This is a genomic window from Streptomyces sp. NBC_00358 (genome assembly GCF_036099295.1).
In the GTDB taxonomy this organism is placed as follows: domain Bacteria; phylum Actinomycetota; class Actinomycetes; order Streptomycetales; family Streptomycetaceae; genus Streptomyces.
The window spans coordinates 6071322-6096099 of record NZ_CP107976.1 but is presented as its reverse complement, the minus strand read 5'-3'; the positions used below and the strand labels follow the sequence as shown (position 1 = coordinate 6096099).

Here is a 24778-nt window from a genome sequence, read left to right as displayed (position 1 = left end):
CGGGCACGAGCCTGGACGTATGACGACGTACACCGCACACCCCATTGCCCCGGACGTCCTGAAAGAGCTCCGCGCCACCGACGACGCGGGCCGTCCGCTCGCCCCGCTGACCGACGAGGTGGGCGGCGCCCCGCTGCGCTGTTGCCTGCGCCGCGGCGAGCCCGGCGAGCGCGTCGCCCTGGTCTCGTACGCCCCGCTGCGCCGCTGGGCCGCCGCGAGGGGCGTCGAGCCGGGCGCGTACGACGAGCAGGGCCCGGTCTTCATCCACGCGGACGAATGCGCGGGCCCGGCCACGGACGCCCTCCCGTTCACGAACGCCCACCGCGTGGTCCGCCGCTACTCGGCCGAGGGGCACATCCTGGGCGGGCAACTGGTCGGCGAACCGGCCGTGTTCGACGAGGCCTTCACCGCGGCGTTCGACGACCCGGAGGTGGCCCTGGTCCATGTACGGGCGGTGGAGTACGGCTGCTTCCTGTACGAGGTGCGGCGGAGCGGGTTCGCGCGCGAGGCCGGGGCGGGACCGGCGGCGGCCGTACGGGCTCCGAACTGACCGGACACGGTCGCCCCGAACGCGAGCGCCATGCCCGCCGACTGCACCGGTGTCAGCGCCTGCCCCAGCGCGGCCCAGCCGATGACGGCCGCGGTCAGCGGCGAGAGCGGGCCGAGGAACGTCACCTGGGTGGCGGTGAGCCGGCCGATGCCCCGGAACCACAGCCAGTACGCGACCGCCGTGTTGGCCAGCGCGAGGTACAGGTAGCCGCCGATCGCCCGGCCGTCCAGCACGGGCGGCGCACCCTCGACCACAAGTGCGACCGGAGCGATCAGCAGTCCTCCGGCGGTGAGCTGCCAGGCCGTCAGCGCCAGCGGACCGACTCCGTCCGGCCGCCCCCACCGCTGGGTGAGCACCGTGCCGGTGGACATCGACGCGGTGGAGGCGAGCGCCGCGAGAACACCCACGGGGTCGAGGGCGCCCGCCGCCTTCAGGACGACGAGGCTGACGCCGAGGGCCGCGGTGACACCGGTGAGGAGCGTACGGAGGGTCGGCCGGTCGCCGAGCAGCGCCACCGAGAGACCCGCCACGAACAACGGCCCGGTGGACCCGACCACGGCCGCCGCTCCGCCGGGCAGCCGGTACGCGGAGAGGAACAGCAGCGGGAAGAACGCGCCGATGTTCAGCGCGCCCAGCACGGCCGCCTTCCCCCACCACACTCCGCGCGGCAGCACTCGCGCGAGCGCGAGGAGCAGCAGCCCGGCGGGCAGGGCGCGCAGCACGGCCGTGAGCAGCGGCCGGTCGGGCGGGAGGAACTCGGTGGTAACGGCGTAGGTGCTGCCCCAGGAGATGGGGGCGAGCGCCGTGAGGGCTATGAGGGCGGGTCGTTTCGCGTCCACGGGACACCCGGTTTCGAGGAGGCCGGACATGAGTAGGTCAGCGATAAGTAGCTTAGCTATAAGCTACTTATCGTCAAGCCTCTTTCTGGCGACCCGCTTCCCTCCGAGCCACTTTCTTGCGACCGACCTGCGGCGCGGCGGATACTCGCCCCCATGAGCAACCCCGAGGACCCCGTCGACGCGATCGTCGAGCAGTGGGCCGCCGTCCGGCCGGACCTCGACACCGCGGCGATGGAGGTCTTCGGGCGCGTCTTCCGGCTCGCGCGCACCATGGGCGACCGGATGGAGAAGGCGTACGCGCGATACGGGATCTCGCGCGGGGAATTCGACGTGCTGGCGACACTGCGCCGCTCCGACGCCCCGTACACGCTCCCGCCCCGCGAACTCTCGGCCACGCTCATGCTGACCACGGGCGGGATGACCGGGCGCCTGGACAGGCTGGAGCGCGCCGGGCTGCTCCGCCGCTCCCCCGATCCGCACGACCGGCGCGGCCTCCGAGTCACCCTGACGGACGAGGGGCTGAGGCTGATCGACGAGGCCGTCGAGGCAGGGCTCGCCGTCCAGACGGCCGCGCTCTCGGCCCTCGACGGCGAGCAGGCCGCCCAACTGGCCGACCTGCTGCGCCCGCTGCTGGCCGCCACCGCCTCCTAAGAACCCACGGCGGCGGTGAGGGCCGCCTCGACCGCGGCCGGGTCCGGGGACTCGGCGGCCCAGGCCACATATCCGTCGGGCCGCACCAGGAGCGTCGTGCGCCGCTCGCCCGCCCAGCGCTCCACGGTGAGACGGCCCGCACGCTCCCCCGCCCGCTCTGCCCGCTCTGCCTGCTCTGCCTGGCCTGCCTGCCCGGTCCCGGACGGCCCCGGGGCAATCAGGACGAACCTCCCGGCCCGCAGGGCCTCGTAGAGCCGACCGCTCCTCAGAGCGAGGTCGGGGGCGCGGTTGCCGGTCAAGGGGTGCGCGCCGCGCGGCGCCCCGTACGCGTACCCGATGCCCGTGATGCGGCCGGCCGCCCGGCGACGGGCGGGGCCGACATGACCGAGCACCGTGGTGATTCCCGCGCGCAGCGCCCGGGTCCAGGGACGCTTGGCCATGGCGAGCCGTACGATGCCTCCGCTGCTGCGCAGCACGGACGCGCCGACCGGGTGGCGTTCGGCCTGATAGGTGTCCAACAGAGCTGCTCCGGACCATCCGTTGAACACGGCCGCCAGCTTCCAGCCGAGGTTCGCCGCGTCCTGGAGCCCGGTGTTCATGCCCTGACCGCCGGCCGGGGTGTGCACATGCGCGGCGTCGCCCGCCAGGAAGACACGGCCCACCCGGTAGGCGGGCGCCTGGCGTTCGTCGCTGTGGAACCGGGACATCCAGCGGGCGTCGCGCATCCCGTAGTCGTGCCCGAGGGCGAGCCGGGCGATCTCCTTGACCTCGTCGAGTCCGACCGGCTCGCTGTCCGGGATGTCTCGGCCGCGGTGCCAGCCGATGACGCGGTAGTAGCCGTCACCGAAGGGCGCGATGAAGGCGAAGGCGTCACCGACGGCGTTGGCGGTCAGCACCGACTCCGGCTCCTCGTCGAGCCGGACGTCCGCGAGCACGACGGACCGGATGACCGACCTGCCGGGGAAGGTCAGCCCGATCGCCTCCCGCACCGCGCTGCGCATCCCGTCCGTCCCGACGACGTAGTCGGCCGCCAGTTCACCCGCCGCGCCGCCCGGTCCCCGCACTTCGAGCGTCACGCCGTCCGCGTCCTGCCGCAGTCCGGTCACCTCCGTCTCGTAGACGAACCGCACCCCGGCCTTCTCCGCCCGGTGCTGCAAGGCCTCCTCCACCTCGTACTGCGGAATCACCAGCAGGTGGTTGAAACGGGAGGGCAGCGTGTCCAGTGCGAGCGTCAGCCCGCCGAAGAGCCGAATACGGTCGAGGGCCCGCCCCTTGCTCTCCAGACCGTCGGCGAGTCCGCGGGCGTCGAGCTGCTCCAGGGTGCGCGCGTGCAGGACGAAGGCGCGGGAGAGATTGCTGATGCCGCGGGGGCGCTTCTCGACGAGGACGACCGGGACACCGGCGGCGGCGAGATCGCCGGCCAGCAGCAGGCCGGTCGGGCCCGAGCCGACCACGACGACCTGGCGGGGGGTGGTGGCGGACGTGTGCGCGTGCGTGTTGCCGGTCATGACGGCCTCCTCTTGACACCAACGCCTGGTTGCCAACGCTCGTTGGCCAACACTTGTTTGCCAACGCCTGTTTGCCAACATAGGAGGGTGTCACTGGACTGTCAACAGGTGTTGGCCTACGGTCGTTGGCATGCCAGTCAAGGAACAGCACGAGTCCCACCCCGGCTCCGGCACGCCCCCGGAGTCCGGCGCGGCACCCGCGGTGGCGCCCCGCCGCTCCGACGCCACCCGCGGCGCGATCCTCACCGCCGCCCGCGAGCGCTTCGCGGCGGACGGCTACGAGCGTGCCACGATCCGGGCCATCGCAAAGGACGCGCGCATCGACCCGTCGATGGTCATGCGCTACTACGGCTCGAAGGAGGGGCTGTTCGCGGCCGTGCTCGACGTCGATCTGCGGCTGCCCGATCCGTCGGCTCTCGACCCGGCCGACGTGGGACACGTTCTGGTGGGCCACTTCCTCGACCTGTGGGAGGAGAACGAGGTCCTCACCGCGATGCTCCGGGTCGGCGTGACCAACCAGGCCGGCGCCGAACGGATGCAGAACATCTTCAGGGACCAGCTCGCGCCGGTGGCCCGGCGCGCCTGCCCGGACCCCGAACAGGCTCCGGCCCGCGCCGCGCTCTGCGCCTCACAGCTGCTCGGGCTCGCGCTCGCCCGCTACATCCTGCGGCTGGCCCCGGCCGTCGCGCTGCACCGCGAGGAGATCGTGGCGTGGCTCGGCCCGACGGTGCAGCGGTATCTGACGGCGCCCCACCCGTAGCCCCCGTCCGCGAGAACGCGGCGGACTCGGCGGACTCGGAAACGCGTCGAGGGAGTCCGCGCACCGGTGGGTGCGGGGACTCCCTCGACGGAGAGTTGGCGCGAAGGCGGGGCTCAGCCCTGCTTCGGCTGCTTGTGGGACTTGTCCAGGACCATCACGAGGCCGGCGATGACCAGGAACAGCACGATCGGCGTCACGACATAGAGGCCGAGCGTCTCGATCACGCTCAGGCCGGAGCCGGGGTCGTCACCGTCGTCGCGGGTCAGCGCGAGCGCGGGGGACGACATGAGCAGCATCATCAGCGTCGTACCGGCGGCCAGGGCACCGGCGCGCAGAGCGTTCTTCTTGTCCACGGTGCAAACGTAGCGAACCCCCGAGCGGGCCGCGCGCCCGGGGGTGCCGTACGGAGGTCACGGGGCACGGCGCGGGGGGCTTCCGGGTGCTCCGGCCCGGCCGCTCTCCGCCCGCATCACGTCGATCAGGGCGTGCAGCCGGGGTGAGGCGGCCAGCTCCTCCAGGGTCACCGGGCGGCCCTCGTCGTCGGCGACCGGCAGGCGCCAGTTGGGGTACTGGTCCCAGGTGCCGGGGAGGTTCTGCGGACGGCGGTCGCCGACGGCGTCCGGGAGCCAGACACCGACCAGGTGGGCCGGGGTGCGCAGCAGGAAGCGGTGCACGGCCTGGATCTCGGCCTCCTCCGCCCGGGCGGGGCCTCCGCCGTTCGCTCCGCGCAGCAGGCCGAGCCGGGAGAGCAGCGCCAGCCACTCCCGGGTGTCGGCGGCGGCCGCCCCCCGCTCCTCGTCGAGGGAGCCCGTCAACAGGCCGAGCCGGTCGCGGAGTTCGACGTGTTCGCCGGTGAGCCGGGACGCGGTGGGCGGCAGGTCGTGGGTGGTGGCGGTGGCCAGGCAGTCGGCTCGCCAGCTCTCGGGCGGCAGGGGCATGCCGTCGCCCTCCCAGTCCCGTTCGAACCACAGCACCGAGGTGCCCAGCACTCCGCGTTCCTGGAGCGTCTCGCGCACACCGGGTCCGACCGTGCCGAGGTCCTCGCCGATCACCAGCGCGCCGGCCCGCGAGGCCTCCAGGACCAGGATCGCGAGCATCGCCTCGGCGTCGTAGCGGACGTACGAGCCCTCGGTGGGCGGCTGTCCCTCGGGGATCCACCAGAGCCTGAACAGGCCCATGACGTGGTCGATGCGCAGGGCGCCCGCATGCCGCAGGAGCGCGCGCAGCAGGCGGCGGTAGGGGGCGTACCCGGAGGCGGCGAGCCGGTCGGGCCGCCAGGGCGGCAGGCCCCAGTCCTGGCCGCGCGCGTTGAAGGCGTCGGGGGGCGCGCCGACGGACATGCCGGCCGCGAAGTACTCCTGCTGGGCCCAGGCGTCGGCCCCGTCGGGGTGGACGCCGACGGCGAGGTCGTGCACGAGTCCGACGCTCATGCCGGCGTCGCGCGCGGAGCGCTGGGCGCGCGCGAGCTGGGCGTCGGTGAGCCAGGCGAGCCTGCTGTGGAAGTCGACGCGGTCCATCAGTTCGCCGCGCGCCCGGGCCGTCCCGGGCGAACGGGGGTCGCGCAGGGCCTCGGGCCAGCTCCGCCAGTCGGAGCCGTGCACCTCGGCGAGCGCGCACCAGGTGGCGTGGTCCTCCAGCGCCTGCCCCTCCTCGGCGAGGAAGTCGGCGTAGGCGGCCTGCCGGCCGGGACCGAGGGGCACCGCGCGGACCGATTCGAGCGCCTCGCGCTTGAGCTCCCACACGGCGTCGCGGTCGATCAACGCGCCCTTGTCCAGGACGGATTCGCGCAACCGGTCGGCGCGTTCCAGCACCGTACGCAGCCGTTCGCGGTCCTCGGTGTACGGGTACTCGGGGATGTCCTCCACGCGCAGGTGCACCGGGTCGGGGAAGCGGCGGGAGGAGGGCCGGTACGGGGAGGGGTCGGTGGGGTCACCGGGCACCGCCGCGTGCAACGGGTTGACCTGGACGAATCCGGCGCCGAGCGCCCGGCCCGCCCAGGCGGTCAGCTCGGCGAGGTCGCCGAGGTCGCCCATGCCCCAGGAATGCCGGGAGAGCAGGGAGTAGAGCTGGACGAGCAGGCCGTACGTGCGTCCGGGTGGCGCGGGCAGCCGGGTGGGGGCGACGACGAGGTGCGCGTCGGCGCCGCGCCCGTCGGGGGCGGTGGCGTGCAGCGTGTGGACGCCGGGCGGGAGGTGGTCCGCGGAGTCCCGGGTCTCGCCCTGCTCGGTGGTGATCACCAGCCGGGTGGCCTCCGGCAGTGCGGTGAGCTCCGCGGGGACGAGGCCGCCCCAGCACACCAGGGTCGCCGGCAGCAGCCGCCCGGCCGTCCCGGCCTCGTGGCGCGCGAGGGCTGCGCGTACGGCGTCCGGGGTGCCGGCGTCGACACCGAGCGCCGCCAGGATCGCGACGAGCGAGGCGTCCGGGGCCGAGACCGTGCGGTCCGGGGACGGGTTGTAGGCGGAGGCGACTCCGTGCAGTTCGGCGAGCCGGGACAGGGGTGTCCGCGGTGCCGGCTCCGCTGCCGTCCGCGGCGGGTCGGCGGGCCCACTGGGTGCCATCAGACCCCCGACGCGGCGCCGGTCGAGGTGGGCTCGCTCGTCAGATGCGCGGCGTCCGCGAGCGGCGGCTCACTGGTCAGCGGTTCGGCGTCGGGCAGCGGGGGCTCGCTGGTCAGCGGCACCTCGGCGGCGGCGCCTTCCGAGCCGAGCGGAGACAGGCGGGCGCCCTCGGGCTCGACGGACGCCAGGCCCGCACGCTGGGAGGGAAAGGACGGCTCCGCCCCGCGTTCGGTCAGGGCCGAGAGGAGAAGGTGTGCCGATGCGGCCACGGGGGCCTCCTTGTCGAGGTCGGGTACGGCGGCCGAGGGCATTCCGGCAGATCGTGCCGGAAACGGGTGCCCTGGCGGTCACCGCAGCCCTACCCCGTGGGCGCGACGGCAGACGCACACGGACGAACAACGTGCTTCTGGTCACATTCTGTCGCCGTCCCACACCTCCGGGCCGCCCCTCCAGGCTGGGGTAATCCCGGCACATCGGCCACTCTCGTTGACACCTTCACCACCCGAATGGTGGGCTCGACGCCACCCCGACGCCGCAGCCGGGGTGGCGGCTACGAGGGGGAACCGTGCGACTCGGGCGTGGAAAAGGAGCGACCGTACTCGCGTTCGCCATGGTCGCGAGCGCGTTCGCCACGGCTCCCGCGGCCGTCGCGGCGCCGCACGGTCCGGCAGCCTCCGCGGACGACGTGGAGCCCGCCACCGGCGCGGTACCCGCCGTCTGGCCCCGCCCGCAGTCGCTGCGCGCGACCGGCACCCCGGTCGCGGTCACGGACGAGGTCGTCCTGGTCACCGGTACGGCGGCATCCGGCTCGCCCGGACCGTTCGGCGGCGCGCGTTCCGCCTCCGCGGCCGGCTCGTACGCTCCCGGCACACCCGTGACCCCGTACGCCCCCGGCGTGAGCGTCGACGCGGACACCCCGGACAGCGCGCCCGACCCGTACGCGCTCGAAGCGTTGCGCGCACTGCTCCGACAAGCCGGCGCCCGTACGATCACGACGGCGCGCGACGGTGACGCGCTACCGGCGCACGCGCTGGTGGTGCGGGTGGGCACGGATCCGGCGAACAGCGGTCGGCAGGGCGCGGGTTCGTTCTCCGGCGCGCGCGTCGCGTCGGGCTCCCTGGAACGGGCGCTCACCTCGCTCGGCGCCGCGCCCCGCGCCGATCTGCCCTCCGGCGGCTACCGGCTGGCCGTGGGCCGTACCGACGGCCGCGACACCGTCGCCCTCGCGGGAGTAGGCGAGGACGGGCTGTACCACGCGGTGCAGACGCTGCGTCAGCTTCTCGGTGCCGACGGCCGGATCGCCGGCGCCGTCGTCCGGGACTGGCCCGGCACCGCCGTGCGCGGCATCACCGAGGGGTTCTACGGGAGCCCCTGGACCCCCGAACAGCGCCTCGCGCAGCTCGACTTCATGGGCCGGACCAAGCAGAACCGCTACGTCTACGCGCCCGGCGACGACCTCTTCCGGCAGGCCCGCTGGCGTGAGCCGTACCCGGCCGGTGAGCGCGCGCACTTCCGGGACCTGGCGGAGCGGGCGCGCCGCAATCACGTCACGCTGACCTGGACGGTGGCTCCCGGGCAGGCGATGTGCTTCTCCTCGGACGCCGATGTGAAGGCGCTGACGCGCAAGCTCGACGCCATGTGGGCGCTGGGCTTCCGGGCGTTCCAGCTGCAGTTCCAGGACGTCAGCTACACCGAGTGGCACTGCGGGGCGGACGCGGACGCGTTCGGCTCCGGCTCGGAGGCGGCGGCGAAGGCGCAGGCGCGGGTGGCGAACGCCGTGGCCCGGCATCTCGCCGCCCGCCACCCGGAGGTGGCCGCGCTCTCCCTGATGCCGACGGAGTACTACGAGGACGGTTCGACCGACTACCGGCGGCGGTTGGCGAGCGCCCTGGACGAGCGCGTCGAGGTCGCGTGGACGGGCGTCGGTGTCGTGCCGAAGACGATCACGGGCGGCGAACTGGCGCGCACCCGCGAGGTGTTCGGCAGCCACCCGCTCGTCACGATGGACAACTACCCCGTCAACGACTACGCGCAGGACCGGGTGTTCCTCGGCCCCTACCAGGGGCGTGAACCGGCGGTGGCCACCGGCTCGGCGGCGCTGCTGGCGAACGCGATGCCGCAGCCCGAGGCCTCCCGCATCCCGCTGTTCACGGCGGCCGACTACGCCTGGAACCCGCGGGACTACCGGCCCCAGGAGTCCTGGGGGGCCGCGATCGAGGACCTCGCGGACGGCGACGCGCGGAGCGCGGACGCGCTGCGCGCGCTGGCCGGGAACGACGCGTCCTCGGTCCTGGGCGGCCAGGAGTCGGCGTATCTGCGTCCGCTCATCGAGGCGTTCTGGCAGGCGCGGACGACCACGGACCGGGCCGCGAACGAGAGCGCGGCCCAGCGGCTGCGCGCCGCGTTCACCGTGATGCGCGAGACGCCGAAGCGGTTGGCGGGGCATCCGATCGCCACCGAAGTGGAGCCCTGGATCACGCAGTTGGCGCGCTACGGCGAGGCCGGCGAGACGGCCGTGGCGCTGCTGAACGCCCAGTCGAGCGGTGACGCGACGACGGCGTGGACGGCGTACCGCACGCTGAACCGGCTGCGCACCGAACTCGCGGCGAGCGGGGTGACGGTCGGCGAGGGCGTGCTCGACCCGTTCCTGACGCGGGCCCGCACGGCGTACCAGAAGTGGGCGGGCCTCGACAACGAGCCGTCCACGGGCCGGGGCACCCGGACGGACCCCGGCGGGACGGCGGACGGCGCGACGGGGACCGGCGGCACGGCGGCGGACGGCGGCGCTCCCGCGGACACCGGCGGGACCGCACAGGGCGACCGGCCGCAGGACGGCGGGCCGCAGGACGACGCCACGCCGGAGGCCGGCACCGGGCGGGACCCGCGCCTCCGCATCTTCCCTCACCCCCGCACGCTCAGCGCGGTGAGCGTGCTCACCGACCCCGGTGCGACGGGGTTCGTCGAGGCGCATGTCCCGGGCGAGGGCTGGCGCTACCTCGGCGCGCTCGCCGCCGGGGGCGCGACGGAGGTCGGCGGGACGGAGGTCGGCGGGACGGAGGTCGGCGCGGCGGGCGTGCGCGCGGACGCGCTGCGGGTCAGCGGTCCCGCGCCCTCGCAGGTCCGCCACCTCGTGCCCTGGTTCGCCGACTCCCCGGCCGCGGCACTGGAGTTGACCCGTTCCTCGACGGACGTGGAGATCGGCGGCACACAGCGGATCACCGCCCGGCTGACCTCACTGCGCCCCACCGGGATCAGCGGTGAACTGACCGCACGGGCGCCGAAGGGCATCGAGGTCAAGGTCTCGCGGCCGTCGACGACCCTCGCCCGCGGCGCCGTCGTCGACAGCACCGTCGAGGTCACGGTCCCGCCGGGGACGCCGTCGGGCTCGTACGACGTCACGGTCTCCTTCGGCTCGCAGACCCGCACCCTGATCGTCCGCGCCTTCCCGCGCACGACGGGCCCCGATCTGGCCCGCACCGGCACGGCCTCCTCGTCCGCCGACGAGACCCCCGACTTCCCGGCCGCGGCGGCCAACGACGGTGATCCGGAGACCCGTTGGTCCTCCCCCGTCGACAACGGCGCCTGGTGGCAGGTGCAGTTCGCCGACCCGGTGCGCCTCGGCCGGCTCGTGCTGAGCTGGCAGGACGCGTACCCGTCCGCGTACCGCGTCCAGGTCTCCGCCGACGGACGCGTGTGGCGCACCGCGACCACCGTGAACGACGGCCGCGGCGGCGTGGAATCCCTCCGCTTCGACGAACGCGACGTCCGCTACGTGCGCGTCCAGGGGATCCACCGGGCCACGCAGTACGGGTACTCGCTGTGGTCGGTGGAGGCGTACGCGGTCGCCGGCTGACGGCCGGCAGAGGGCCCGTGCCCGGTAGCCGACCGACAGACGGCGGCAGACCGGAGGCCGGTGGCGGACCGACGGCTTCGATATTCCCCGCGCCAGCTATTCACTCAGTACATATCTTCAGTGCATACTGATCTCCATGAGCACCCGTCACATCCTGTTGGGGCTGCTCGCCGGAGGCCCCAGCCATGGGTACGACCTCAAGCGACGGCACGACGAACGCTTCCCGCAGGCCCGTCCGCTCGCCTACGGGCAGGTCTACACCACCTTGCAGCGGCTGGTCCGCGACGGTCTCGCCGCGATCGACGGCACCGACTCGGACGGCGGTCCCGAGCGGACCCTGTACCGCTCGACCGACGACGGATCGCGTGAACTGACCCAGTGGGCGGGCGCGATCACACCGCCCGCGCCCTTCGTGACGAACGAGATCTTCGCCAAGGTCGTCGTCTCGATCCTCGCCTCGGCGGATCCGGCCGGCTATCTGCTGGCCCAGCGCGCCGCCCACATGGCGCGGATGCGCGAGCTCACGGCGCTGAAGACGACGCCCGGCGCCGATCTCGCGACCGTCCTCTCGGCCGACTACGCCGTCAACCACCTCGACGCCGACCTCCGCTGGATGACCACCACGGCGGACCGGCTCGCGACCCTGACCTCGGAGGTCCACACCGCATGAGCACCCCCCTTCTGGCCGCCCGGGGCCTGGTCAAGGCGCACGGCCCCACCCCCGCACTGCGCGGCGCCTCGCTGGAACTGGCCGCGGGCGAGGTACTCGCCGTCACCGGGGCCAGCGGCAGCGGCAAGTCCACCCTGCTCCACTGCCTGGCGGGCATCGTCAGACCCGACAGCGGAACGGTGGAGTACGCGGGCGAGCGCCTCGACCTGCTGCCCGAGAAGCGGCTCAGCGAGCTCCGCCGCACGGACTTCGGGGTGGTGTTCCAGTTCGGCCAGCTGATACCCGAACTGACCGCCGCCGACAACGTGGCCCTGCCCCTGATGCTCGCGGGCACCTCCCGCGCGGCGGCGCGGGAGCGGGCGGGCGAGTGGCTGGAGCGGTTCGGTGTACGGGGGCAGGAGGCGCTGCGGCCCGGCGAGATGAGCGGTGGCCAGGCCCAGCGGGTGGCGCTGGCGCGGGCCCTGGTGACGGCTCCGAAGGCCGTCTTCGCGGACGAACCGACCGGCGCGCTCGACTCCCTCGCCGGGGAACAGGTGATGACCGCGCTGATCCACACCGCCCGGGAGACGGGTGCGGCGGTCGTGCTGATCACCCACGACGCCCAGGTGGCGGCGTACGCGGACCGGGAGGTGTCGCTGCGGGACGGCGCCCTGTCCGGCTCCGGCGCCCTGTCGACGGCATCGACCGCCTCGGCCGCGGCGGAGGTGACCCGATGAGGACCGACCTCCGGCTCGCGCTGCTGCTCACCCGCGGTTCCGACCGGCGGGAGTGGTGGAGGGTCGCGCTCACGGCCGTGGGAGCGGCTCTCGCCGGCACGCTGTGCCTGGCCGCCGTCGCCGTCGCCTCGCTCCAGGGGCAGTACTCCATGACGCTCGCCCACGGCCTGCTCGATCAGCCCGGTGACCGGGCGGGCGTTGTCGTCACCCTGCTGCTCCTGCTGGTGCCGGTGCTCGGCTTCCTCGGGCAGTGCGCCCGCATCGGGGCCGTGCACCGCGACCGCAGGCTGGCCGGGCTGCGCCTGGCGGGCGCCTCACCGGCGCAGGTACGGCGGATCGCCGCGCTGGAGGCGGGCCTCGCGTGCCTCCTCGGCTCGGCCGTGGCCACCCTCGTCTGCGCAGGGGTCCTGCTGCGCCGGACGCAGGGCCCGTCGGCCGCCGTCTGGGCCGGCTGCGCGGGGGTCCTGCTCGTCGTGCCCGTCGTGGGCGCGCTGGTGAGCACGCTCGCCCTGCGCCGGGTGGTGGCCTCGCCGCTGGGCTGGGTGCGACGGGTCCGTCCGAGCGGCGGGCGGCCGGGTCCTGGCCTCGCCGTCCTCACGACGGCCCTCGTGATGCTTTTCACGGCGCTCGCCGTCGCTCCGGCCAGCCTCGGCGGGTTCGGAACGGCTCCACCGCTCGTCTTCGGCGTGGTGATTGTCACCGGCCTCGGAGCCGTCTGGGCGGTGGGCGCGAGTGCCCGGCTGACCGGCCGCGTGCTCGCCGCGCGGACCCGGAACCCGGCGACCCTGATCGCGGCCGAACGGCTGCGGGACGATCCGTGGGCCGGCGCGCGCACCCATGCCGCGGTGCTGCTGGTGACCGTGGTGGGGACGGGCTTCGTGGGCGTACGGCAGGTGCTGCTCGACATCCTCACCGGGCACGACCGCCACATGTACTCCTCGAACCTGTCCTTCTACACCACCGGTATCGACCTCGCAGGTGCCGCGATCCTGCTGGCCCTCGCGATCACCCTCACCGCGCTGGCGGTGGGGACCGCCGAGTCACTGGCCACCCGCCGCCGCGGGCTCGCCGCACAGGCCGCCGCCGGGGTGCCGCAGGTCGTGCTCGGCCGGGCCCTGCTCCTGGAGACGGCCCTGCCGCTCGCCCCGGCAGTCGCGCTGGCCGGTGCCGGAGGCCTCGGGATCGGCGTCTGGTACGGGCAGCTCGCGGGCGGCGGCATGGTGCCCGTACTGCCGGTACTCGTCCCCGTCGCGGTCTACGCGGCCTGCCTGCTGGCCGCGGCCACCTCGCTGCCCCTGCTGCGCCGCTCGGTGCGTCCGGCGGAGCTGCGCCACCTGTGACCGCGCCGCGGCCCTGCGGTGCCCTGCCCGCGGGCAGGGCACGGCAGGCGCCCCGGGAGGCACGGGGGTCCTCCTGGGGAGCCGGGACGGGCGGCGGCCCGGATGTCGGCCCGGCTGCCGCGAGCCAACACAAAAGCCCGGATCGTCAGGCTGAAATGCCGTCGATCCGGGCCATGGCGTCGTCCGCGCCGTACGGTTGAAGGTAGGGCATCCAGCGTGGGTCCCTGTGTCCCGTTCCGATGATGCGCCAGGCGAGCCCGGACGGCGGGGCGGGTTTGTGACGCAGGCGCCAGCCGATCTCGACCAGGTGGCGGTCGGCCTTGGTGTGGTTGCAGCGGCGGCAGGACGCCACCACGTTGTCCCAGGCGTGCTGACCTCCGCGGGAGCGCGGGACGACGTGGTCGACGCTGGTTGCGACGCCACCGCAGTACATGCACCGGCCGCCGTCGCGGGCGAACAGAGCTCGCCTGGTCAGCGGGACGGGCCCTCGGTAGGGAACCCGTACGAACCTCTTCAGCCGGACCACGCTGGGTGCGGGGACAGTAACGGTCGCGCTGTGCATGAAGGCGCCGGATTCCTCTAGAGAAACGGCTTTGTTCTCAAGGACGAGGACGAGAGCGCGGCGGAGCGGTACGACGCCGAGCGGCTCGTACGACGCGTTGAGGACCAGGACGTGCGGCACGGATGCCTCCTTGTACGCCGGCGGCGCGTGGCTCGCGCCGGGACGATCTGCAGCCAGTCTCCCCTCATGCCTGGTGGAAGCGCCACCATGTCCCGGTAACGGGCTGGGAGTGTTTTCGACCACACCCCCTTCATCCCCAGGTGAGCACCGTCTCTCCCCTGAACATGGCAACGATCCACACACGATGGCCCGTTAGTGTGGTGGTTCTGCCCGACGGCGCCCCGATTGTGTCCCCGGCCGCGGGCAGACCGCTACGCCTGGAGGTACCTGCTGTGTCCCTGCCCGTCCTATTGGCCCTGGCCGCCGGTTCGACCCCGTCCCCGTCTCCCGCGACGTCGACAGGTCCGGTGACCCCCACGCTTCAGGACGCCCAGGAGAGTGCGACCCACGCCGCGAGCTGGGTCGAGGAGAACTGGTCGACCTGGCTGGCCATAGGTCTGCGCGTACTGCTGATCCTGGTGGTCGCCGCCGTACTGAGAGTGTTCGTACGGCGGGCGATCACCAAGCTCATCGATCGCATGACCCGCACCGTCCAGGCCGTCGACGGCACGGCGCTCGGCGGTCTGCTGGTGAACGTGGAACGCCGTCGGCAGCGCTCCCAGGCCATAGGGTCGGTGCTGCGCTCGGTCGCGTCCTTCCTGATCATGGGCACGGCCGCGCTGATGATCCTCGGCACGTTCGAGATCAACCTGGCCCCGCTGCTCGCCTCGGCGGGTGTGGCCGGTGTCGCGATCGGTTTCGGCGCCCGCAACCTGGTCACCGACTTCCTCTCCGGCGTCTTCATGATCCTTGAGGACCAGTACGGCGTCGGCGACGTGATCGACGCGGGCGTGGCCTCCGGTGAGGTCATAGAGGTAGGTCTGCGCGTGACCAAGCTGCGCGGCGACAACGGCGAGATCTGGTACGTCCGCAACGGTGAGGTCAAGCGGATCGGCAACCTCTCGCAGGGCTGGGCCACGGCCGGCGTGGACGTCACGGTCCGTTCCTCGGAGGACCTGGACCACGTCCGGGCCGTCATCGACGACGTCGCCGAGACCGTCAGCAAGGAAGAGCCCTGGAACGAGCGTCTGTGGGGCCCGATCGAGATCCTGGGCCTGGACAGCGTCCTTCTCGACTCCATGGTGGTCCGCGTCTCGGCCAAGACCATGCCCGGCAAGGCAAGCTCCGTGGAGCGCGAGCTGCGCTGGCGTATCAAGCGCGCCTTCGACGCGGCGGACATCCGCATCGTGGGCGGCCCCACGCCCGTGGAGGAGGAGCCGCCGTTGGACCCGACGTCCGCGGTCGCGGCCCCGTCGGCCCTGGGGAACCCGGCGTCCCCCCAGTCGGAGGCGACGGCCCCCATCCCGGCCCCGTCGGGCGCGCCGAAGTAGGCCGTCCGCGGTCAAGAGGCCGGAACGGCTCCGGCTGTACGTGAGAGGGGCGGCACCCGGATGTTCCGGGCGCCGCCCCTTCGTCGTCGGCCGGTCCGCTGCTCCCGGTCTCCGGCCCGCAGGCCCGCCATGTGCAGCGTCATGAGTGGTCCTCGGGGCAGACCATGTCGTAGGCCTCGCGGAACCACTTGCCCTTGTCCGGCACGATCCCGCACCGCATCGAGGCCCCGCTGTTCCCGCGCCACGAGGTGAGCGTGCCGTAGACCGGTGTGCCGGTGGCACCGTGGGTGCCCGCGCAGTCGAGGACGAAGCTCGCGTCGACGACGCCCACTCCCGCGGCCTCGACGAACCGCCCGGGATGCCCGAGGTAGTCGACCGGCCCGAGACCGTCCTTGTCGAACCGGCCGGACGTCCACGTCCCGCGCCTTCCGACCGTCGGCAAGTCGTATCCGAGCCGCTTCTCCAGCGAGGCGAAGAGTCGCCGCCCCGGCACGACGGCACCGCCCGCGTCGATCCCGAAGGTCACGGTCCGGACGTGGTGGCGCGTGAGCCGGACCCACCCGGGCTTCTGGCCCTTCTCCACCGTCACGAGCTGCGACACGGCGATCAGCTTCGTGCTCACGTCGACCTGGCCCCACCGGATGGAGGCCTGGGAGCAGTTCGGCGAGGCGCCGACGGCCGAGGGGCTCACCCGGGAAGGTCGAGCGGGAACCGAACGATTCCCGCCATCACCGCTCCCGCACGACACGACGAGGGCCGCGGCCAGACAGGTCGCCACAGCCCATACCGAACGGTTCACTCTCATACGGCGGATCATAAGAAGGAGATCCCGTGAAGGAGGCTCCGGAGCTCCTGATTCACTGTCACCCGAGCGACTGGGCGCCCGTTCTCCTGGGTGCGTACCGCCATCAATCCCGCACTTCGACCCCGCTCGGAGCGCCCGATCGTGACGAAGACGTGACGGCCCTCTTCACATGCCCCCCGCATTTCAGCCACATTGTTCAACCGTCTACTGTCGCCCCAACAGCGGGCCCTTGTTCTGGAGCTCAACGCCCGGGGACCCGCTTCGAATGTGGGGAGATCCATGCGCAAGTACGCCACAGGCGCCGTCGTTTCCGGTGCCCTGGCCCTGTCCGCCCTGGCCGTGCCGTCCGCGTCGGCCGCCACCCCGGACCTCGCCTTCTCCAACGTGGTGGTCAACAACGGCAAGGCGATCGTCGTCGGCACCACCAGCACGGTGAAGGTCCCGGTCACGTACACCTTCGTCCGTCCCGCCGATCTCGTCGTCGACAACCTGACCAGCGTCGCGGGCATCCTTCTGTACCGCGGTGCGGCGCTCTCCAGGCAGGAGAACGAGTTGGGGCCGGACGACGCCCCGACCTGCACCACGACGGCCACGACCGCCACGACGGTCACGCAGTCCTGCACCGAGGCCATCTACGTCGAGCCCGACGAGTACCTCTACGAGGCGGCGGACGCGGGCACCTGGAAGGTGGCCGGCTTCTACAGCGACTCCGTCACGGACAACGACGACTCCGACAACCACATCAGCGTGCGGTTCGGCTACGACATGTGGGGCGTCCCCGGCACCGCGCAGCTCAAGCGCGCCGCCAAGCTCACCACCAACGCCACCCCCGAGCCGGTGAAGAAGGGCAGCACCCTCACCGTCAAGGGCGCGCTGACCCGTGCCGACTGGGAGAGCGGCGAGTACGCCGGTTTCAAGGGCCAGTCGGCCGCCCTCCAGTTCAAGGCCAAGGGCGCCACGGCCTACAAGACCGTCAAGACGGTGACCTCCGGCACGACGGGCGCCCTGACCACCACGGTCAAGGCCGCGGCCGACGGCACCTACCGCTACACGTTCGCGGGCACGAGCACCACGGGCGCCGCCACGGCCACGGGCGACTACGTCGACGTGAAGTAACCGAGTCCATCCCCCGGTCCGGCCCCTCCCCAGGCCGGCCCCGAGCCGCCCCCGCAGCAGACGAGTCCGTCAGCGGCGGGGGCGGCTTCGTGTCTTCCGGCCACCCGCACCGCCATCGCCGGCACACCGCGACCGGCCCGACCGCCGCCCCCCGGGTAACGACTCTGCCGCCCGGAGGGCGGTTTCCCTTGACGCCTCCGACCGGTCCGGCCTACCTTCCTCGCACGGCAATAGGAAACTTTCCTAACAATGATCTTGCGGTGGACTTCCCGAAGGCATCCCTGGGAAGCTGGTCGGTCGAGAAGGGCAGGTGGCGAAAGACATGACAGGTTCCGCCGGTACGCCGGGCACCCCCCGCGTCCTGCGCGCGATGAACGATCGCGCCGCCCTCGATCTGCTGCTCGCGCACGGACCGCTCTCGCGGACCCGGATCGGGAAACTCACCGGGCTGTCCAAGCCCACCGCCTCGCAGCTCCTGGCCCGGCTGGAGGCCGCCGGGCTCGTCCTGGCCACCGGCACCAGCGAGGGACGGCCGGGCCCCAGCGCCCAGTTGTACGAGGTCAATCCGGGCGCCGCCCACGCGGCGGGCCTGGACGTCACCCCGGAGCGCGTCCTCGCCGCCGTCGCCGACATCACCGGCCGGACGGTCGGCGAGTTCGAACTGCCCACCCCGGGCCGCCGCCGGGCCCAGCCCGTCGTACGCCAGGTCACCGACGCCCTCGACGGCGCGGTGAAGGCGGCCGGGCTCGCCCGGGACGACGTCCGGCGTCTGGTCATCGGCACGCCCGGCGCCTTCGACCCCAACACCGGCCGGCTGCGGTACGCCTCCCACCTGCCCGGCTGGCACTCCCCCACCCTCCTCGACGAGCTGGCGGCCGCGCTGCCGATGCCCGTCGAGTACGAGAACGACGTCAACCTCGTCGCCATCGCGGAGCAGCGCCTCGGTGCCGCCCGGGGGCACGAGGACTTCGTCCTGCTGTGGAACGAGGGCGGCCTCGGTGCCGCGCTCGTCCTCGGCGGCCGGCTGCACCGCGGCTGGACCGGCGGCGCGGGCGAGGTCGGCTTCCTGCCCGTGCCCGGCGCGCCCCTGGTGCGCCATGTGACCAAGGCGAACAGCGGCGGCTACCAGGCGCTGGCCGGTTCGCAGGCCATCCCCGAACTGGCGCGTTCGCTCGGCATCGAGGACCTGCCCACCGGCCCCTACGCCGAGGTCGCGGCCACCGTCGTCGAGCGGGCCGCGGCCGTCGACGAGGGTCCCTACCGGCAGCTCCTGGAGAGCTACGCGACCGGACTCGCCACCGGTCTGGCCTCCCTGGTCTCCGTGCTCGACCCCGAGCTGGTCGTCCTGAGCGGATCGTCGCTCACCGCGGGCGGGGAACCGCTTCGCGCCCTGGTCCAGGCCGAGCTGGAGGAGCTGGCCGCGTCCCGGCCGCGCCTCGTCGTCGGCGACGTGCACGAACACCCCGTACTGCGGGGCGCGTTGGAGAGCGCCCTGGCAGCCACCCGCGACGAGGTCTTCGACACCTCCCGCTGAACCCGCCCGACCCGCAACTCCCCCGTCCCGCCCCGTCCCTCGCAGGGAGATCTCGCCATGCCCGGAATGTCCCGAAAGGCGGCTGTCGCGCTCGCCGCCTCCGCCTCGATAGCCCTCCTCGCCACCGCCTGTACCGGCCAGTCGGACTCCGGTGGGAGCGACGACGCGTCCAAGGAGCAGACGATCAACTTCTGGCACGCCTGGAGCGCGCCGAACGAGGTCAAGGCCGTGAAGTCGCTGGTCGCGGGCTTCGAGAAGGCGCACCCGAACATCCACGTGAACGTCGTCGGCAACATGACCGACGACAAGATCAACCAGGCGCTGCGCGCGGGCGGCGACAAGGCACCCGACGTGGTCTCCTCCTTCACCACCAACAACGTGGGCAAGTTCTGCTCGTCCGGCGCCTTCGTCGACCTGAACCCCTTCTTCAAGAAGGCGGGCATCGACCCCGAGACGACGTTCCCGAAGACGATGAACGAGTACACCCAGTTCGACGGCAACCGCTGCACGGTGCCGCTGCTCGGTGACGCGTACGGGCTCTACTACAACAAGACCGCCTTCGAGAAGGCCGGGATCGCCGGCCCTCCGAAGACGTGGTCCGAATTCGAGACGGACGCCAAGAAGCTCACCGTCTCCAAGGGCGACTCGTACTCCCAGCTCGGCTTCATGCCGGACTACCACGGCTGGGAATCCACCACCGAGCACTACTTCGGACAGTTCTCGCCGACGTACTTCGACAGCAGCGGCAAGTCGAACATCGCCAAGGACCCTGCTTTCACCGCCGGGTTCACGCTCCAGAAGAAGCTGGTCGACGAACTCGGCGGCTTCAAGAAGCTGGAGACCTACCGTTCCAAGCTCGGTGACGAATGGGGCCCCAAGCACCCGTTCCACACCGGTCAGGTCGCCATGCAGCTCGACGGCGAGTGGCGTCTCGGAATGGCCCAGGAGGCCAAGCCGGACTTCGAGATCGGCGTCGCCCCGCTGCCCGTCCCCGACGACCAGGCGGACCAGTACGGCAAGGGCTACATCACCGGCACCATCGCGGGCATCGCGGCCACCAGCAAGAAGCAGAACGCGGCCTGGGAGCTGGTGAAATACATGACCACGGACACGGACGCGGTGGTCGGTTTCGCCAACGCCATCCACAACGTGCCCTCGACGCTCGCGGCCCTCAAGTCGCCGAAGCTGAAGTACGACCCGCGGTTCAAGACGTTCCTGGACATCGCCTCGAACCCGAACTCGACGACGACCCCGGCGTCCATCAACGGCGGCACCTACCTCGTGACGATCCAGCAGTTCGGGTACGACTACGAGAGCGGCAGGACCAAGGATCTGAAGGCGGGCCTGGAGGCCACCGCCCGGCAGATCGACACGGACATCGCGCAGGCGAAGTAGCCGCAGACCATGAGCACTGTCACTGTCACGCAGGCTTCGAAGCGCCGCAGTCCCGAACTCGCGGCGAAGCACCGACGGCAAGCGCTTCGGACGCTCGCCTTCATGTCGCCCTGGCTGATCGGTTTCGCGGTCTTCTTCGCCTACCCGCTGATCTCGACCGTCTACTTCTCCTTCATGCACTACGACGGCTTCAAGCCGCCGACGTGGAGCGGAACGAAGAACTGGAAGTACGTCTTCGAGAACTACCCGCTGTTCTGGCCCGCGTTGCGCAACACCCTGTGGCTGGTCCTCGTCATGGTGACCCTGCGGGTGCTGTTCGGGCTCGGTGTCGGACTGCTGATCACGAAGATCAAGACGGGCACGGGTGTCTTCCGCACCCTCTTCTATCTGCCCTACCTCGCCCCGCCGGTGGCGGCCACCATGGCCTTCGCCTTCCTCCTCAACCCCGGTACGGGGCCGGTCAACTCACTCCTGGAGAAGGCCGGCATCCCGGCTCCAGGCTGGTTCAACGACCCCGCCTGGTCCAAACCGGCTCTGACCCTGCTGGCCCTGTGGGGCATCGGCGACCTGATGGTCATCTTCATGGCCGCGCTGCTCGACGTGCCGACGGAGCAGTACGAGGCCGCCGAGCTGGACGGCGCCTCCGCGTGGCAGCGCTTCCGGTACGTCACCCTGCCGAACATCTCGCCGATCGTGATGTTCGCCGTGGTCACGGGCGTGATCCAGACCATGCAGTACTACACGCAGCCACTGATCGCGGGGAAGGTCGCCTCGGGTGTGATCCAGGGCGCCGGCACGCAGTTCGAGCCCGGCTATCCCGACAAGTCGACACTCACGCTGCCCCAGCTCGTCTACAACCTCGGCTTCCAGCGCTTCGACTACGGCTCCGCCTGTGTGGTCGCGCTCGTGCTGTTCGCCCTGTCCATGGTGTTCACCGCGTTCCTGATGCGGCGCCGGGGCGGTCTCATCCAGGCAGGTGACTGACCGATGACTCAAGTACTCGACAAGCCGGTGGAGTTGGCCGCCCAGGTCTCCCCCGCCGAGCGGACCGCCCGCCGCAAGGCGCTCCTGGAGTGGGTCGCGGTCCACTCCCTCGGTGTCGCGGCCGCCCTCTTCTTCGTACTGCCCTTCGTGTTCGTGTTCCTGACCTCGCTGATGAGCGACAGCCAGGCACTCAGCCGCGATCTGATCCCGCACACCTGGGAGTGGGGCAACTACAAGAAGGTCTTCGACACCCCGGGCTTCCTCACCTGGTGGAAGAACACCCTGCTCTACGCCGGCTTCGGCACCGTGCTGACCGTCGTCTCGTCGATCCCGGTCGCCTACGCGCTCGCCAAGTTCCGCTTCCGCGGCCGGAATCTGTCGCTGATGCTGGTCATCTCGATGATGATGCTTCCGCCGCAGGTCGTGATCATCCCGATGTACCTGTTCTGGGCCAAGCAGTTGGACCTGTCCGGCACGCTGTGGCCGCTGATCATCCCGATGGCGTTCGGGGACGCGTTCTCGATCTTCCTGCTGCGCCAGTTCCTGATGACCATCCCGAACGAGTACCTGGACGCGGCCAAGGTGGACGGGTGCGGGGACCTGCGGACCCTGCTGAAGGTCGTCCTGCCGATGGCGAAGCCGGGCATCGCCGCCGTCGCGCTCTTCCAGTTCTTCTACGCCTGGAACGACTACTTCGGCCCGCAGATCTACGCCTCCGAGAACCAGGGTGCCTGGACCCTGTCGTACGGCCTGGAGTCGTTCAAGGGCGCGCACCACACCGACTGGAATCTCACCATGGCCGCGACCGTACTGGTCATGGCCCCCGTGATCCTCGTGTTCTTCTTCGCGCAGAAGGCGTTCGTCGAGGGTGTCACGCTCACCGGAGTGAAGGGCTAACCATGAAGCTCACCGTGGTCGGCGGAGGGTCGACCTACACCCCCGAACTCATCGACGGATTCGCACGGCTCAGGGACACCCTGCCGGTCGAGGAACTGGTCCTCGTCGACCCGGCGGCGGACCGCCTGGAGCTGGTGGGGGGCCTGGCCCGCAGGATCTTCGCCAGGCAGGGCCACCCGGGCCGGATCGTCACGACGTCCGACCTGGACGCGGGGGTCGAGGGCGCCGACGCGGTGCTGCTCCAGCTTCGCGTCGGCGGTCAGGCGGCCCGCGAACAGGACGAGACCTGGCCGCTGGAGTGCGGCTGCGTCGGGCAGGAGACGACGGGCGCCGGCGGTCTGGCCAAGGCGCTGCGCACGGTTCCGGTGGTGCTGGACATCGCCGAGCGGGTCCGCCGCGCCAACCCGGACGCGTGGATCATCGACTTCACCAACCCGGTGGGGATCGTGACGCGCGCCCTTCTCCAGGCGGGCCACAGGACGGTCGGCCTGTGCAACGTGGCGATCGGCTTCCAGCGGAAGTTCGCCGGACTGCTCGGGGTCTCCCCCGCCGAGGTGCATCTCGACCATGTGGGCCTCAACCACCTCACCTGGGAGACAGGTGTGCGCCTGGGCGGTCCCCACGGCGAGAACGTGCTGCCCGGGCTGCTCGCCGAGCACGGCGCCGCCGTCGCCGAGGACCTGCGTCTGCCGCGCGCCCTGGTCGAGAGCCTCGGCGTGGTCCCCTCGTACTACCTGCGCTACTTCTACGCACACGACGAGGTCGTCCGGGAGCTGCGCACCAAGCCCTCTCGTGCCGCCGAAGTCGCCGAGATGGAACGGCAGTTGCTGACGATGTACGGCGACCCGGCGCTCGACGAGAAGCCGGAACTGCTGGCGAAGCGGGGCGGCGCGTACTACTCGGAGGCGGCCGTCGACCTCGCCGCCGCGCTGCTCGGCGGGGGCGGCAGCCCTTACCAGGTGGTGAACACGTACAACCGCGGAACCCTGCCGTTCCTGCCGGACGACGCGGTGATCGAGGTGCAGGCCGCGGTCGGCGCCAAGGGGCCCGTACCGCTGCCGGTGCCGGCCGTGGACCCGCTGTACGCGGGCCTCATGGCGAACGTGACCGCGTACGAGGACCTCGCCCTGGACGCCGCCCTGCGCGGAGGCCGCGACCGGGTCTTCCGGGCACTGCTCGCGCACCCCCTCGTCGGGCAGTACACCTACGCCGACACCTTGACCGACCAGCTGATCGCGCACAACCGGGAGCACCTCGCGTGGGTATGACGTCAACGGAACCCGGCGCCGGGACGGCCGCCGGACTCCGCCCCGCGGGCCTCGTACTGGCCATCGACGCGGGGAACAGCAAGACCGACGTCGCCGTGGTGGCCGCGGACGGCCGGGTGACCGGCACCGCGCGCGGGGGCGGGTTCCGGCCCCCGGCGGTCGGCGTCGAGACGGCGGTGGACGCGGTCGCCGACGCCGTGCGGCGCGCCTTCGCCGAGGCGGGCGTCACCTCGGTCGACCATGTCTCCGCCTGTCTCGCCAACGCCGATCTGCCGGTGGAGGAGGAGCGGCTGGCGGCCGCGCTGCAGGCGCGCGCCTGGGGCGCGGGGGTGGAGGTGCGCAACGACACCTTCGCGATCCTGCGGGCCGGGATCGCCGAGCCGCGCGGTGTCGCCGTGGTCTGCGGGGCCGGCATCAACTGCGTCGGCATGCGGCCCGACGGCCGCACCGCCCGTTTCCCCGCCATCGGCCGCATCTCCGGTGACTGGGGCGGCGGCTGGGGCCTGGCGGAGGAGGCCCTGTGGCACGCGGCACGGGCCGAGGACGGTCGCGGCGGACCGACCGCGCTGGCCCGCACCCTGCCCGCGCACTTCGGCCTGGACTCCATGTACGCGCTCATCGAGGCGCTGCACCTGGAACACATCGGCAACGCGCGGCGGCACGAGCTGACGCCGGTGCTGTTCGCCACGGCGGTGGACGGCGATCCGGTGGCCCGGGGACTCGTCGACCGGCTGGCCGAGGAGGTGGTCGCGATGTCCACGGTGGCCCTGACCCGCCTCGGTCTGCTCGGCGAGGAGACCCCGGTCCTGCTCGGCGGCAGCATTCTCGCCGCCCGCCATCCCCAGCTCGACGACCGCATCCGCGAACTCCTGGCCGCCCGCGCGCCCAAGGCGGTCCCCCAGGTGGTCACGGCCCCGCCGGTGCTGGGGGCGGCGCTCCTGGGCCTGGACCGGGTACGGGCCCAGGACGAGGTCCACGCGAGGGTGCGGGCCTTCTACGAACGGGGCTGAGGAGACCCGCGGGGCGGGGGCGCCGGTCCGGGTGGACGACTGCTCCCGTACCGCCATGACCTGGCGCGAAGGGGCGGGAACCAAACAGAACCGGAACACGTGTTCATGGGAAGGGGGGTGGCGCGGGGGAATCGTGCTGCGCCGTGATCCGAACAAGATCCAGGCAAGGCCTGTGCGGATGCCGGTCCCGGCGGCGATACTTGCCGCCGTGCACGTACGCCGGGCGGCCACGCATCCGCGTCCGCGGCGAGCATGACCGATCGGATGACCAT

Annotated in this window: 21 protein-coding genes and 1 pseudogene; 15 read left to right on the top strand and 7 right to left on the bottom strand. The window is 72.3% G+C overall.

The window, feature by feature from the left end; translation table 11 throughout:
* Nucleotides 1–19: 19 nt before the first annotated feature.
* Nucleotides 20–550, top strand: a complete 531-nt coding sequence (locus tag OHT01_RS40185; protein WP_405917115.1) for a DUF1203 domain-containing protein — start codon at nt 20–22, stop codon at nt 548–550.
* Here OHT01_RS40185 and OHT01_RS25955 read toward each other — a convergent pair.
* Nucleotides 520–1419, bottom strand: a pseudogene (locus OHT01_RS25955) (EamA family transporter); the annotation flags it as partial. The gene OHT01_RS40185 and the pseudogene OHT01_RS25955 overlap by 31 nt on opposite strands.
* A gap of 123 nt (nt 1420–1542) precedes the next feature.
* Here OHT01_RS25955 and OHT01_RS25950 point away from each other — a divergent pair.
* On the top strand, nt 1543–2040 hold the full coding sequence (locus tag OHT01_RS25950) for a MarR family winged helix-turn-helix transcriptional regulator (protein WP_328555525.1): 498 nt from the start codon (nt 1543–1545) through the stop codon (nt 2038–2040).
* Here the strand turns inward: OHT01_RS25950 and OHT01_RS25945 are convergent.
* Nucleotides 2037–3548, bottom strand: coding sequence for an FAD-dependent monooxygenase (locus OHT01_RS25945; protein WP_328555524.1), 1512 nt, complete (start codon nt 3546–3548; stop codon nt 2037–2039). The genes OHT01_RS25950 and OHT01_RS25945 overlap by 4 nt on opposite strands.
* A 130-nt stretch (nt 3549–3678) precedes the next feature.
* Between OHT01_RS25945 and OHT01_RS25940 the strand changes: the two genes are divergently transcribed.
* Complete coding sequence (locus OHT01_RS25940) at nt 3679–4308, top strand: TetR/AcrR family transcriptional regulator (protein ID WP_328555523.1); 630 nt, start codon at nt 3679–3681, stop codon at nt 4306–4308.
* 113 nt (nt 4309–4421) lie between these two features.
* On the opposite strand, the gene OHT01_RS25935 is transcribed toward OHT01_RS25940, so the two are convergent.
* The 3 genes from OHT01_RS25935 to OHT01_RS25925 are packed head-to-tail and all read right to left on the bottom strand — an operon-like array spanning nt 4422 to nt 7135.
* Nucleotides 4422–4661, bottom strand: coding sequence for a hypothetical protein (locus tag OHT01_RS25935; RefSeq protein WP_328555522.1), 240 nt, complete (start codon nt 4659–4661; stop codon nt 4422–4424).
* 57 nt (nt 4662–4718) lie between these two features.
* Entirely contained in the window at nt 4719–6866 is a 2148-nt protein-coding gene (gene malQ, locus OHT01_RS25930) for a 4-alpha-glucanotransferase (protein WP_328555521.1), read from the bottom strand.
* Entirely contained in the window at nt 6866–7135 is a 270-nt protein-coding gene (locus OHT01_RS25925; protein WP_328555520.1) for a hypothetical protein, read from the bottom strand. Before OHT01_RS25925 ends, malQ begins: the two co-directional genes overlap by 1 nt.
* Nucleotides 7136–7431: 296 nt before the next feature.
* Between OHT01_RS25925 and OHT01_RS25920 the strand changes: the two genes are divergently transcribed.
* The 4 genes from OHT01_RS25920 (at nt 7432) to OHT01_RS25905 (ending at nt 13445) form a co-directional block, all read left to right on the top strand.
* Nucleotides 7432–10719 carry a beta-N-acetylglucosaminidase domain-containing protein gene (locus OHT01_RS25920; RefSeq protein WP_328555519.1) on the top strand — a complete coding sequence of 1096 codons (3288 nt, stop codon included), beginning with the start codon at nt 7432–7434 and terminating at the stop codon, nt 10717–10719.
* Nucleotides 10720–10855: 136 nt separating this feature from the next.
* On the top strand, nt 10856–11389 hold the full coding sequence (locus OHT01_RS25915; protein ID WP_328555518.1) for a PadR family transcriptional regulator: 534 nt from the start codon (nt 10856–10858) through the stop codon (nt 11387–11389).
* Nucleotides 11386–12105, top strand: coding sequence for an ABC transporter ATP-binding protein (locus OHT01_RS25910; RefSeq protein ID WP_328555517.1), 720 nt, complete (start codon nt 11386–11388; stop codon nt 12103–12105). The genes OHT01_RS25915 and OHT01_RS25910 overlap by 4 nt, the downstream gene beginning before the upstream one ends.
* Nucleotides 12102–13445: an ABC transporter permease gene (locus tag OHT01_RS25905; RefSeq protein WP_328555516.1), complete on the top strand. Its 1344-nt coding sequence runs from the start codon at nt 12102–12104 to the stop codon at nt 13443–13445. Before OHT01_RS25910 ends, OHT01_RS25905 begins: the two co-directional genes overlap by 4 nt.
* A gap of 145 nt (nt 13446–13590) precedes the next feature.
* Here OHT01_RS25905 and OHT01_RS25900 read toward each other — a convergent pair whose 3' ends face one another.
* Nucleotides 13591–14127: an HNH endonuclease gene (locus OHT01_RS25900; RefSeq protein WP_328555515.1), complete on the bottom strand. Its 537-nt coding sequence runs from the start codon at nt 14125–14127 to the stop codon at nt 13591–13593.
* 272 nt (nt 14128–14399) lie between these two features.
* Here OHT01_RS25900 and OHT01_RS25895 point away from each other — a divergent pair, with 272 nt between their 5' ends.
* A complete protein-coding gene (locus OHT01_RS25895) occupies nt 14400–15497 on the top strand; it encodes a mechanosensitive ion channel family protein (RefSeq protein ID WP_328555514.1) in 1098 nt (365 codons plus the stop codon).
* A 139-nt stretch (nt 15498–15636) separates the two neighbouring features.
* Here the strand turns inward: OHT01_RS25895 and OHT01_RS25890 are convergent, their stop codons facing one another.
* Nucleotides 15637–16188 (bottom strand): hypothetical protein, encoded by a 552-nt coding sequence (locus OHT01_RS25890; RefSeq protein ID WP_328555513.1) that lies wholly within the window; start codon nt 16186–16188, stop codon nt 15637–15639.
* Between the two features lie 393 nt (nt 16189–16581).
* On the opposite strand from OHT01_RS25890, the gene OHT01_RS25885 reads away from it, so the two are divergent.
* The 7 genes from OHT01_RS25885 to OHT01_RS25855 all read left to right on the top strand — a co-directional run bounded on the left by OHT01_RS25885 (nt 16582) and on the right by OHT01_RS25855 (nt 24506).
* A complete protein-coding gene (locus OHT01_RS25885) occupies nt 16582–17418 on the top strand; it encodes a hypothetical protein (protein WP_328555512.1) in 837 nt (278 codons plus the stop codon).
* Nucleotides 17419–17740: 322 nt separating this feature from the next.
* Complete coding sequence (locus tag OHT01_RS25880) at nt 17741–18952, top strand: ROK family transcriptional regulator (protein WP_328555511.1); 1212 nt, start codon at nt 17741–17743, stop codon at nt 18950–18952.
* Between the two features lie 57 nt (nt 18953–19009).
* Nucleotides 19010–20347, top strand: coding sequence for an ABC transporter substrate-binding protein (locus tag OHT01_RS25875; RefSeq protein ID WP_328555510.1), 1338 nt, complete (start codon nt 19010–19012; stop codon nt 20345–20347).
* Between the two features lie 9 nt (nt 20348–20356).
* Nucleotides 20357–21331, top strand: a complete 975-nt coding sequence (locus tag OHT01_RS25870; RefSeq protein ID WP_328555509.1) for a carbohydrate ABC transporter permease — start codon at nt 20357–20359, stop codon at nt 21329–21331.
* Nucleotides 21332–21334: 3 nt separating this feature from the next.
* Nucleotides 21335–22228 carry a carbohydrate ABC transporter permease gene (locus tag OHT01_RS25865; RefSeq protein WP_328555508.1) on the top strand — a complete coding sequence of 298 codons (894 nt, stop codon included), beginning with the start codon at nt 21335–21337 and terminating at the stop codon, nt 22226–22228.
* A 2-nt stretch (nt 22229–22230) separates the two neighbouring features.
* Entirely contained in the window at nt 22231–23496 is a 1266-nt protein-coding gene (locus tag OHT01_RS25860) for a 6-phospho-beta-glucosidase (RefSeq protein ID WP_328555507.1), read from the top strand.
* Entirely contained in the window at nt 23493–24506 is a 1014-nt protein-coding gene (locus OHT01_RS25855; RefSeq protein ID WP_328555506.1) for an N-acetylglucosamine kinase, read from the top strand. Before OHT01_RS25860 ends, OHT01_RS25855 begins: the two co-directional genes overlap by 4 nt.
* The last annotated feature ends 272 nt before the right edge of the window (nt 24507–24778 follow it).

Coding starts and splice junctions, on each gene's coding strand:
- OHT01_RS40185 (WP_405917115.1), top strand. CDS start 20: ATGACGACGTACACCGCACACCCCATTGCCCCGGACGTCCTGAAAGAG.
- OHT01_RS25950 (WP_328555525.1), top strand. CDS start 1,543: ATGAGCAACCCCGAGGACCCCGTCGACGCGATCGTCGAGCAGTGGGCC.
- OHT01_RS25945 (WP_328555524.1), bottom strand. CDS start 3,548: ATGACCGGCAACACGCACGCGCACACGTCCGCCACCACCCCCCGCCAG.
- OHT01_RS25940 (WP_328555523.1), top strand. CDS start 3,679: ATGCCAGTCAAGGAACAGCACGAGTCCCACCCCGGCTCCGGCACGCCC.
- malQ (WP_328555521.1), bottom strand. CDS start 6,866: ATGGCACCCAGTGGGCCCGCCGACCCGCCGCGGACGGCAGCGGAGCCG.
- OHT01_RS25915 (WP_328555518.1), top strand. CDS start 10,856: ATGAGCACCCGTCACATCCTGTTGGGGCTGCTCGCCGGAGGCCCCAGC.
- OHT01_RS25910 (WP_328555517.1), top strand. CDS start 11,386: ATGAGCACCCCCCTTCTGGCCGCCCGGGGCCTGGTCAAGGCGCACGGC.
- OHT01_RS25905 (WP_328555516.1), top strand. CDS start 12,102: ATGAGGACCGACCTCCGGCTCGCGCTGCTGCTCACCCGCGGTTCCGAC.
- OHT01_RS25885 (WP_328555512.1), top strand. CDS start 16,582: ATGCGCAAGTACGCCACAGGCGCCGTCGTTTCCGGTGCCCTGGCCCTG.
- OHT01_RS25880 (WP_328555511.1), top strand. CDS start 17,741: ATGACAGGTTCCGCCGGTACGCCGGGCACCCCCCGCGTCCTGCGCGCG.
- OHT01_RS25875 (WP_328555510.1), top strand. CDS start 19,010: ATGCCCGGAATGTCCCGAAAGGCGGCTGTCGCGCTCGCCGCCTCCGCC.
- OHT01_RS25870 (WP_328555509.1), top strand. CDS start 20,357: ATGAGCACTGTCACTGTCACGCAGGCTTCGAAGCGCCGCAGTCCCGAA.
- OHT01_RS25865 (WP_328555508.1), top strand. CDS start 21,335: ATGACTCAAGTACTCGACAAGCCGGTGGAGTTGGCCGCCCAGGTCTCC.
- OHT01_RS25860 (WP_328555507.1), top strand. CDS start 22,231: ATGAAGCTCACCGTGGTCGGCGGAGGGTCGACCTACACCCCCGAACTC.
- OHT01_RS25855 (WP_328555506.1), top strand. CDS start 23,493: ATGACGTCAACGGAACCCGGCGCCGGGACGGCCGCCGGACTCCGCCCC.